The 10,494-nt window shown below is 63.7% G+C and carries 8 protein-coding genes; 7 read left to right on the top strand and 1 reads right to left on the bottom strand.

Going from position 1 to position 10,494, the window contains the following annotated elements; all coding sequences use genetic code 11:
• Positions 1-64 precede the first annotated feature (64 nt).
• Together CATRI_RS05205 and CATRI_RS05200 are read left to right on the top strand one after the other, a co-directional pair.
• Positions 65-310: a DUF2249 domain-containing protein gene (locus CATRI_RS05205; protein WP_047254239.1), complete on the top strand. Its 246-nt coding sequence runs from the start codon at positions 65-67 to the stop codon at positions 308-310.
• 30 nt (positions 311-340) lie between these two features.
• Entirely contained in the window at positions 341-1,609 is a 1,269-nt protein-coding gene (locus CATRI_RS05200; protein ID WP_290220347.1) for a DNA methyltransferase, read from the top strand.
• Here CATRI_RS05200 and CATRI_RS05195 read toward each other — a convergent pair.
• A complete protein-coding gene (locus tag CATRI_RS05195; RefSeq protein WP_290220344.1) occupies positions 1,606-2,085 on the bottom strand; it encodes a molybdopterin-binding protein in 480 nt (159 codons plus the stop codon). The genes CATRI_RS05200 and CATRI_RS05195 overlap by 4 nt on opposite strands.
• Positions 2,086-2,294: 209 nt before the next feature.
• On the opposite strand from CATRI_RS05195, the gene CATRI_RS05190 reads away from it, so the two are divergent.
• From CATRI_RS05190 to narI, 5 genes are read left to right on the top strand one after another with little or no spacing between them, the layout of a single operon-like run.
• Positions 2,295-3,629 carry a nitrate/nitrite transporter gene (locus CATRI_RS05190; protein WP_290220342.1) on the top strand — a complete coding sequence of 445 codons (1,335 nt, stop codon included), beginning with the start codon at positions 2,295-2,297 and terminating at the stop codon, positions 3,627-3,629.
• Positions 3,630-3,668: 39 nt separating this feature from the next.
• Positions 3,669-7,394, top strand: coding sequence for a nitrate reductase subunit alpha (locus CATRI_RS05185; RefSeq protein WP_290220340.1), 3,726 nt, complete (start codon positions 3,669-3,671; stop codon positions 7,392-7,394).
• Entirely contained in the window at positions 7,394-8,995 is a 1,602-nt protein-coding gene (narH, locus tag CATRI_RS05180) for a nitrate reductase subunit beta (protein ID WP_290220339.1), read from the top strand. The genes CATRI_RS05185 and narH overlap by 1 nt, the downstream gene beginning before the upstream one ends.
• Before the next feature lies 1 nt (position 8,996).
• Positions 8,997-9,686, top strand: coding sequence for a nitrate reductase molybdenum cofactor assembly chaperone (gene narJ, locus CATRI_RS05175; RefSeq protein WP_290220337.1), 690 nt, complete (start codon positions 8,997-8,999; stop codon positions 9,684-9,686).
• A gap of 9 nt (positions 9,687-9,695) precedes the next feature.
• On the top strand, positions 9,696-10,481 hold the full coding sequence (gene narI / locus CATRI_RS05170) for a respiratory nitrate reductase subunit gamma (RefSeq protein WP_047252839.1): 786 nt from the start codon (positions 9,696-9,698) through the stop codon (positions 10,479-10,481).
• Positions 10,482-10,494: the final 13 nt, after the last annotated feature.

Here is a 10,494-nt window from a genome sequence, read left to right as displayed (position 1 = left end):
ATCTGCTCTAGGGTGGAAACTGACCATCCACCCTCTTTTTCAGAAAGGCACCCACCCCATGGGCATGCAGCTTCCCCTCTCCCAGGACATCCCCACCCTCAACGCCTCGCAGATCCCCCACGCCGTGCGCCACGGCGCCATCCACGGGGCCCTGGACACCCGCCAGGTCGGCGAATCCATGATCCTCATCGCGCCGCACAACCCGCTGCCGCTGCTGCAGGAAGTGGACAACCGCGCGGAGGATTTCGAGGTCACCTACCTCCAGGAGGGCCCCGAGGAGTGGCACCTGAAGTTCACCCGCACGGCGTAGCCGCCGTTTGTCGGGACTAGAATCGCAGGCATGTCGAAGTCCCCGGAGGTCAGACTCACCTGGTCCCACCCCGGCGATGCCTCCCCCGATGAGGCGGGCAGCTATCAACTGAGCGGGCTCACCAGGTATTCGCCGGAAGGCACGGAAGCGCTATCCGCGTTTGACCCCGCCGACAACCTCATCCTCCGCGGTGATAATCTCCCCGCGCTTCAGGCGCTGCGCCCCCACGTGGCGGGCAGCGTTCGCCTCATCTACATCGACCCGCCGTACAACACCGGCAGCTCCGATTATCTCTACGCCGACAAGCGCAGCCGGGCCGATTGGCTAAGTTTCATGCAATCCCGGATCGACGCCGCCTTGCCGTTGCTTCACGACGACGCCGTGGTCATCGTCCAATGCTCCTTCCACCAATCGGCCTACCTCGAGGTCCTGCTCGATCAGACCGAAGGGCTGCACAAGGTCGCCGTCATTCATGCGCTGGTCCGCCACCCCGGCCGGGCCCTCACGGCCGATAAGCAATTCAACGATGTCGTGGAGCAGATCCTCATCTACGCCACGAGCCCGGCCTTCCGCATGCCGGGCCAGCTCCGCGAGCGCGATCTCGCGGACTACCGCTGGGAGGTCGAGCTCACCGGCCCCGGCACACCGATGCTTCTCGACGGCCGCGCCTGCACCATCTACCCACCCCAGTCCTGGCAGGCAATCGACGTCGGACCCGGCCAGGGCACCTTCCGCACCCACTCCATCCGCGGCACGCTGAGGGAGAAAAACTCCTCGGGGCGGTTCTGGGTCGCGAATCTGGAACCGCTGGACTTAGCACCCCTCACGCTTATCCGCGTCCCCGGCATTGGCGCCGATGGCCTCGGCCACCGTTTCTTCCACACCCCCAAACCGGGCAATCGCAATGGCTCCTACTTCCAGGGCGTGCCGGAGGGTTCGACGCACACGCGCATCCCCTACCCCAACTTCCTCGACGTGCACGAGGCGTACAACAAGGTCGCCGCCGAAGGGGGCGTGAGCTTTCGCAACGGCAAAAAGCCCGAATCGCTCTTACGCCAGCTCATTGAGATGTTCACCGAACCGGGGGATGTGGTCCTCGACTATCACCTGGGTTCCGGGACTACCGCGGCCGTCGCCCATAAGCTGGGCCGCCGCTACATCGGGATCGAACAGCGCGAATGGGTGGAAACGATCGCCCTGGCCCGTCTGCGGGATGTCATCGCCGGGGAGCAATCCGGCATCTCGGCCGATAGTGGCTGGCAGGGCGGCGGGAGCGTCGTCTACGGGGAGTTGCGTTAGCTCAAGCGCTCAAAAATGTTGGGCAGCAAAGGCACCACGACGACGAGGGTGTCCCGGACCGCGCCTTTCGAGCTGGGCGAATTGATGATGAGGGCATCATCGGGGCCGCGCCCGGTGAGTCCGATGAGGGCTCGCGAGAGTCCCGCGCACGGCGAGTGCGCCAGGCCTTCGAGCAGGATCTGCGTCATCAATCCCGTGAGCACGACGGCGAGCAGCGGCTCGGTGGCCTCCGGAGTTTGATTGCGCGGGCCTAGGCCCGTGCCGCCGACGGTGAGGATGAGGCGGTGGTGGTTCGCGCGGGCGTCGGCAAGCGCGGCCGAGACCGCCTCGAAGCCTTCCTCGACGATGACGATGTCTCCCGTGATGCCCGCTTCGGCCAGCAGTCGCTGGGCGAGCGGGCCGGAGGCATCCTCCCGCTCGCCGCTGCTGACGCGATCCGAGGCGACGATGATCACCGCGGTGAGGGTGGTTCCCATGATGAGTCCTGTCTGTGGTGGGGTGGGCGCCCGATCGAGCTACCAGCGACGTCGTGAATTTTAGTCAATTCCGCAACAGATTCATGCCCTAAATAGTTAATCACTATTCGTGTTAATTAATAGACATCGCAGGTCAGAGCCTATACCGTGTAATTAACAAACGTCCAGCATTAACTAATAATCCACCCCTTGTGACGAGTGAGGAATTCATGTCAACAGCCCTCAACACCGAAGGCCGGGTCCTCCATGGCTGGGACCCCGAGAAGGAAGAAAACTGGGACTCCGGCATAGCCTGGCGAACCCTCTGGATCACCACCTTCACCCTCTTCATGGCCTTCTGTACCTGGTACCTGGTATCCGCCATCGCCCCAGTGCTCAACCAGATCGGCTTTGATCTCTCCACCTCCCAGCTCTACTGGCTCACCTCCCTGCCCGGCCTCGCCGGCGGCCTCCTGCGCCTGGTGTTCATGTTCCTCCCACCCATCCTGGGCACCCGGAAACTCATCTCCATCTCCTCCCTCCTGTTCGTCATCCCCATGCTCGGCTGGTTCTTCGCCGTCCAAAACACCGACACCCCCTTCTGGTGGCTGCTGTGCCTGGCCTTCCTCGCCGGCATCGGCGGCGGCGTGTTCTCCGGCTTCATGCCCTCTACCGGCTACTTCTTCCCGAAGCGCCTAGCCGGTACCGCCCTCGGTCTGCAGGCCGGACTGGGCAACTTCGGTGTCTCCTTCATCCTGCTTCTCGCCCCGTGGCTCATGGGCGTGACCCTGCTGGGCATCGGCTTCATCGCCCCGCAGCGCACAGGCGATGGCGAACTCTTCGTCCACAACCCCGCCATCTTCATGGTGCCGTGGGCCATCGCCATGGCCATCGTCGCCTGGGTGTTCCTCAAAGATGTTCCCGTCAAGGCGAACTTCAGGCAGCAGATGGACATCTTCAGCAACAAAAACACCTGGATCCTCACCATCGCCTACCTCATGACCTTCGGCGCATTCTCCGGCTTCGCCGCCCAGCTCGCGCTGATCATCAACAACGTCTACGGCCGCAATTCCGAGTTCGCTGCCACCTACGCCATCGAAGACCTGCCCAAGGGCGCGGCGTTCGCCTTCCTCGGCCCACTCATCGGCTCCCTTGTCCGCGCCGCCTGGGGCCCCCTGTGCGACCGCTACGGCGGAGCCATCTGGACCTTCTTCGCCGGCGTTGGCATGACCATCTCCACCATCGTCGCCGCCCTCTTCCTCACCCCCGACTCCCCGGATGACTTCTGGTGGTTCCTCGGCGCCATGCTCTTCCTGTTCTTCTTCTCCGGAGTAGGCAACGCCTCCACCTTCAAACAAATGCCCATGATCCTGCCCAAGCGCCAAGCCGGCGGCGTCATCGGCTGGACCGGCGCCATCGCCGCCTTCGGCCCCTTCATCGTCGGCGTCATGCTCTCCATGATTGCCCCCTCCACCTTCTTCTGGGGCTGCGTCGTCTTCTTCGCCTTCGCCACCACCCTCGTGTGGATCTACTACGCCCGCCCCAACGCCCCATTCCCCGGTTAACTCACCTCCCCCGAGCTACCGAAAAGGACTACCCATCCCATGACTACCACCGCCAACCCGCTGTTTAAGTTCGGCAGCTACCTGCGCAAAGGCCAAGTCTCCGACAGCGGCCAGCAGCTCTTCCTCAAGGGTGGCCGCCAAGCCGACATCTTCTACCGCAACCGCTGGTCCTTCGACAAGATGGTCCGCTCCACCCACGGCGTCAACTGCACCGGCTCCTGCTCCTGGAAGGTCTACGTCAAAGACGGCGTGATCACCTGGGAATCCCAGGCCGTGGACTACCCCACCACGAGCCCGGACATGCCGGACTATGAGCCCCGCGGCTGCCCCCGCGGCGCCTCCTTCTCCTGGTACACCTACTCCCCCACCCGCATCCGCTTCCCCTACGCCCGCGGCGTCCTCGTGGACATGTACCGCGAGGCCAAAGCCCGCCTCGGCGATCCGGTGCTGGCCTGGCGCGAAATCGTGGAAACGCCCGAGAAACGCCACGCCTACGTCTCCCAGCGCGGCAAGGGCGGCCTCATCCGCATCTCCTACGAAGAGGCCATCGAGATCGCGGCCGCCGCCCACACCTACACCATCCGCCAGTACGGCCCGGACCGAGTGGCCGGCTTCACCGTCATTCCGGCGATGTCACAGGTTTCTTACGGCGCCGGTACCCGCTTCCTGCAGATGATCGGCGGTGTCGCCCTCTCCTTCTACGACTGGTACGCCGACCTGCCACCCGCCTCCCCGCAAACTTTCGGCGACCAGACCGACGTTCCGGAATCGGGTGACTGGTACAACTCCTCCTACCTCATGATGTGGGGTTCCAACATCCCCGTCACCCGTACCCCGGATTCCCACTTCATGGTGGAAACCCGCTACAACGGCACCAAAGTTGTTGTCGTCTCGCCCGACTTCGCCGACAACACCAAGTTTGCCGATGAATGGCTGCGCATCGATCCGGGTACCGACGCCGCCCTGGCTTTCGCCATGGGACACGTCATCCTCTCGGAGTTCCACGTGGCGAAGAAGACCCCCTTCTTCCTCGACTACATGCGCAAATACACCGACTCGCCCTTCCTCATCTCCCTCGACGAGCGCGAGGATGGCTCACTGACCCCGGGCAAGTTCCTCACCGCCTCGCTGCTCGATGATTCCCACGCCGAGCTCCGCTCCACACCCAACGCCTCCCACCGACTGCTCATGATGCAGGCCGATGGCGCCATCGTCGACCCGGGCGGAACCCTGGCCGATCGCTACGGCGACGACGGCACCGGCAAGTGGAACCTCCGCCAAGACGGCGTGGACACCGTGCTATCCATCGCCGACACCGAGGACTTCTGCACCACCGAGATCCTCCTGCCCCGCTTCGACCTCGACGCCGACCCCGACGATGTCAACGGCACCGGGCCCATCGGCGCCGGCATCATCACCCGCGGCGTCCCCTACCGGGTCGTCGACGGACAAAAGGTCACCACCGTCTTCGACGTCATGCTGGCCCACTACGGCGTGCCCCGCCCCGACCTCGATCTCCCCGGCCAGTGGCCCACTGACTTCCACGACGCCACCTCGCCGGGCACCCCTGCCTGGCAGGAAGAACTCACGGGCGTGCCCGCCAACGCCGCCATCCGCATTGGCCGCGAATTCGCGCAGAACGCGGTGGACTCCAAGGGACGCTCGCAGATCATCATGGGCGCGGGCGTCAACCACTACTTCCACGCCGACAGCATCTACCGCACCTTCCTGGCCCTGACCTCGATGTGTGGCACCCAGGGCGTCAACGGTGGCGGTTGGGCGCACTACGTCGGCCAGGAAAAACTCCGGCCGATGAACGGCTGGTCGCAATACGCCTTCGCGCTGGACTGGCAGCGCCCGGCGCGCCAGATGATCACCACCGGCTTCTACTACCTCACCACCGATCAGTGGCGCTACGACAACTCCAAGGCTTCCCGCCTCGCCTCGCCGTTGGCTAACCGGGGTGTTGTGGGAACCAAGTCCTTGTCGGACACCCTCATCGAATCGATGAAGCGCGGTTGGATGCCGTCCTACCCGCAGTTCAACCGCAACCCTCTCCTCCTGGCCGACGAGGCAGCCGCTGCCGGCATGGATGTTAAGGATTACATCGTCGACCAGTTGGAATCCGGTGAGATGCAGTTCGCCTGCGAGGACCCGGATGCCCCAGAGAACTGGCCGCGCATCCTGCTCAACTGGCGCACCAACCTCATGGGTTCCTCCGCCAAGGGCACCGAGTTCTTCCTGCGCCACATGCTCGGCGTTGATTCTGATGCCACGGCCACCGAACTCACCCCGGATGAGCGCCCCGAGACGATCACCTGGCGGGAGAAGGCCCCCGAGGGCAAGCTCGATTTGATGCTCACGACGGACTTCCGCAACACGTCGACGACGCTGGTCTCCGACATCGTCCTCCCGGCCGCCACGTGGTACGAGAAGCACGATCTGTCCACCACGGACATGCACCCGTTCATTCACTCCTTCAACGCGGCCATCAACCCGCCATGGGAGACGCGCACCGATTTCGAGGTCTTCCGTGACCTGTCCAAGTCCGTGGCCGAGCAGGCAGTGAAGTGGCTGGGCACCCAGACCGACATCATCACCGCTCCGCTGGGACATGACTCGCCCGACGAGTTGAACATGCCCAATGGCATCGTCCCTGATCTCGCGGAATCCGGCCTCGTGCCCGGCACGACAATGGCCAAACTCGTTCCCATCGAACGGGACTACACCAAGATCTACGAGAAGTGGACGCACCTGGGTCCGCTGACCGGCACGCTTGGCACCGGTGTGCACGGCACGGCCTACAACGTCTCCCAGCAGGTGGAGGAGTTGGGGTTGATCAACGGCACCAGCGAGACTTCCATTGGTGATCTGCCGGACCTCGACACCGATATCAAGGCCATCGAGATGATCTTGCACCTGTCTGGCGTATCCAACGGCGAGGTAGCCAAGGAGGGATTTACCAACCAGGGCAAGCGCGTCGGCGCCGACATGTCCGACCTCTACGCCGGAAACGAGAGCACCCACATCGGGTGGGACCAGATCAAGGAACGCCCCACCGAGGTCATTACCTCACCGGAGTGGACCGGTTCCAAGAAGGACGGGCGACGCTACACCGCCTTTTCCATCAACATCGAATACGACAAGCCCTTCCACACCCTGTCTGGTCGCATGCATTACTACCTCGACCACGATTGGTTCCTCGACTACGGCGAAGCCCTGCCCGTGTATCGCCCACCGTTGGATCGCCTGCACCTCAACGGGGAGACGAACCCCGGCCAGCTGGTCAAGGGCGAGGACGGTAACCCGGAAGTCACCGTCCGCTACCTCACCCCGCACAACAAGTGGTCCATCCACTCGCAGTACTTTGACAACCTCCACGTGCTCTCCATCTCGCGGGGCGGCCAGGTGGTGTGGATGTCGGACAAGGACGCCGCGAAGATCGGCGTCGTGGACAACGAGTGGATCGAGGTCTATAACCGCAACGGCATCGTCTCCGCCCGCGCCATTGTCACCCACCGCATCCCGGAGGGCACGGCGATTATGAACCACGCCCAGGAGCGCACCGTTGGCACCCCGCTCAATGAGAACACGGGCCGCCGCGGCGGAACCCACAACTCTCTCACCCGCATCATGATCAAGCCGATCCACGTGGCGGGCGGCTACGGCCACCTGACCTATGGCTTTAACTACATCGGCCCCACCGGCAACAACCGCGACGAGGTCACCCGCATCCGTCGCCGCTCCCAGGAGGTGCAGTTCTAATGAAGGTTATGGCTCAAATCGCCATGGTCATGAACCTGGACAAGTGCATCGGCTGCCACACCTGTTCCGTCACCTGTAAGCAGGCGTGGACCAACCGTGAAGGCACCGAGTACATCTGGTTCAACAACGTCGAAACCCGACCCGGTGTGGGCTACCCGCGCGGCTGGGAGGACCAGGATAAGTGGGAGGGCGGTTGGACCCGCACGTCTTCGGGCAAGCTCAAGCCGCGCGCCGGTGGGCGCCTGTCCAAGCTGTTTAACATCTTCCACAACCCGAAGCTGCCGACCATCCAGGACTACTATGAGCCCTGGACCTACGAGTACGACAAGTTGCTGCAGGCACCGAGCAACCAGAACACCCAGCCCACGGCACGCCCGGTTTCCCAACTCGACGGCAGGAATATCGACACGATTTCGTGGTCATCGAACTGGGACGACAACCTCGGCGGCTCCTCGGCCACGATGGATGAGGATCCGGTTTTGCACCAGATGAACCTCACGGTGCAGAAGGAAATCGAAGACTCCTTCATGTTCTACCTGCCGCGCATTTGCGAGCATTGCCTCAACCCGACCTGCGTGTCTTCCTGCCCCTCCGGTGCGATGTACAAGCGCACCGAGGACGGCATCGTGCTCGTCGATCAGGATCAGTGCCGTGGCTGGCGCATGTGCGTATCCGGGTGCCCGTACAAGAAGGTCTACTTCAACCATAAGACCGGCAAGGCCGAAAAATGTACGTTGTGTTACCCGCGCATTGAGGTCGGCCAGCCCACGGTCTGCTCTGAGACCTGCGTCGGCCGCCTGCGCTACCTCGGCGTGTTGCTTTACGACGCCGACCGGGTCGCCGAGGCTGCCGCCACCGAGAACCCGCAGGATCTGTACGAGGCACAGAAGGACATCCTCCTCGACCCGCACGATCCCCGCGTCGTGGCCGCCGCCCAGGAAGCGGGCATCCCGCATTCCTGGATCGACGCCGCGCAGCAGTCTCCCATCTGGGATCTCATCTTCACCTACGAGGTCGCCCTGCCGTTGCATCCGGAATACCGCACCCTGCCAATGGTCTGGTACATCCCGCCGCTATCCCCGGTCGTCGACGCCGTCACCGCCTCCGGCAACGATGGCGAAGACCACAAGGTGCTGTTCACCGCCCTATCGACGATGCGCATTCCACTCGACTACCTCGCCGGATTGTTCACGGCGGGTGATACCGCACCCGTCGAACGGTCCCTGCGCCGGCTCGTGGCCACGCGTTCCTACATGCGTGACATCAACTTGGGCAATGAACCACGGGAGGAGATCGCCGCAGCCGTCGGGATGACGGGCAAGGCCGTGCAGAAGACGTATCGCCTCCTGGGCATCGCCAAATACGACGATCGCTACGTCATCCCCACCGCGTCGCCAGAATCCGCCCGCGGCATCACCTCCCTCGACCCGTTCGGGGACGTCGATCCTTCGGACCCGACGTTGCAATTCCCGGACCTCGGCATGGGCGCCCCGGAGGCCTGCACCACGCACGCCGCGGAGCCGAGTGGGAAAGTATCCCTGCTGAGTTGGACGGGAGATCGCCCCTCCGGGATGTTCCCACCTCGCCACGAGGAGCCCTGACATGGCCCGCACCCCGGTCGGGATCATCCCCGACATACTGACCACCCCGGTCAAGGTCACTGATGACCAACGCCGGACAGTCGCCATCGCGGCGTCCTTTCTCCTGGACTACCCGGACGATGACTTCGAGGCGAAGATCGCGGCCGTCGATAAGCACATTGACACCCTGCCGCCAGCGATAGCGGCGGAGGTGGCCGCCTTCACCGACGCCGCGCGCGCCTTGGGGCGCCGCGGCCTGGAAGAGCACTACGTCGAAACCTTCGACCAACGGCGACGCTGCTCCCTCTACCTCTCGTATTACTCCGTCGGCGATACCCGCCAACGCGGCACCGCCATCTTGGCCTTCCGCCAAGCTCTGGAACAGCTCGGATTTGAAGAGCAACGCGAGGAACTCCCCGACCACCTGTGTGTCGTCCTCGAAGCCGTCGCGCGCAGCGACGGTGAACAGCACGCCCAGACCGTAGAGATGCTCGCCGCCCACCGCGACGGACTCGAAGTCCTCCGCTCCGCCCTGCAACAGCAGAATTCGCCCTTCGCGCACCTCATCATCGCCGTCGCCATGTCGCTGCCACAGATCGACGCCGACACCGCCCACAACTACCTCGACCTGATCCGCTCCGGCCCCCCGGCGGAACTCGTCGGCATCGGCACACCCCTGCCCTTCCCCACTGCCCACCTGGAATCGAGTTAGGACACCATCATGGCCAACTACAACGAATTCTTGTGGGTCGCCTTTCCCTGGCTGGCTATCGCCGCGTTCGTCATCGGCATCATCTGGCGCTGGCGCACCGACCAGTTCGGCTGGACGACCCACTCCACCCAAATCTACGAATCAAAACTCCTGCGACTGTCCTCCCCCCTGTTCCACTGGGGCATGGTCTTTGTCATCCTCGGCCACCTCATGGGACTGGCATTCCCGAAATCCTGGACCCAAGCCATCGGCATCAGCGACGCTGCCTATCACGTCATCGCCACCTACCCCGGCACGCTCGCAGGCATCGCCGCCATCCTGGGCCTGGCAGGGTTGCTCTACCGGCGCATTGTCAATCGCTCGGTCTTCCTCTCCACCTCTAAATCCGACAAGGTGATGTACGTCCTGCTGGGTGGCGCCATCCTCACCGGATTCTTCGCCACCGTCAGCCTCCAGCTATTCGGCGACGCGCACGGCTACGACTACCGCGAAACCATCTCCCCCTGGCTGCGCCAACTGCTGGTCTTCAACGCCCAGCCCGAGCTCATGACCGACGTGCCGTGGCAGTTCAAGCTCCACATCATCGCCGGCTTCACCCTCCTCGCAGTCTGGCCCTTCACCCGCCTCGTCCACGCCTTCTCCGCCCCAGTGGGATACACCACCCGCCCCTACGTGGTCTATCGTTCCCGCGACACCCGCACCGGTCCGGTCAAAGAGCACGTGGCCTGGGAACCGATCCGTTCCCACACGGAACAACTCGACGAAAGAAATGAGACACCCTCCCGCGGGGCGTAGATCTGGGGTTGTA

This window comes from Corynebacterium atrinae (assembly GCF_030408455.1).
Lineage (GTDB): Bacteria > Actinomycetota > Actinomycetes > Mycobacteriales > Mycobacteriaceae > Corynebacterium > Corynebacterium atrinae.
The sequence above is the reverse complement of the archived record's forward strand: the minus strand, read 5'-3'. Positions and strand labels throughout refer to the sequence as shown.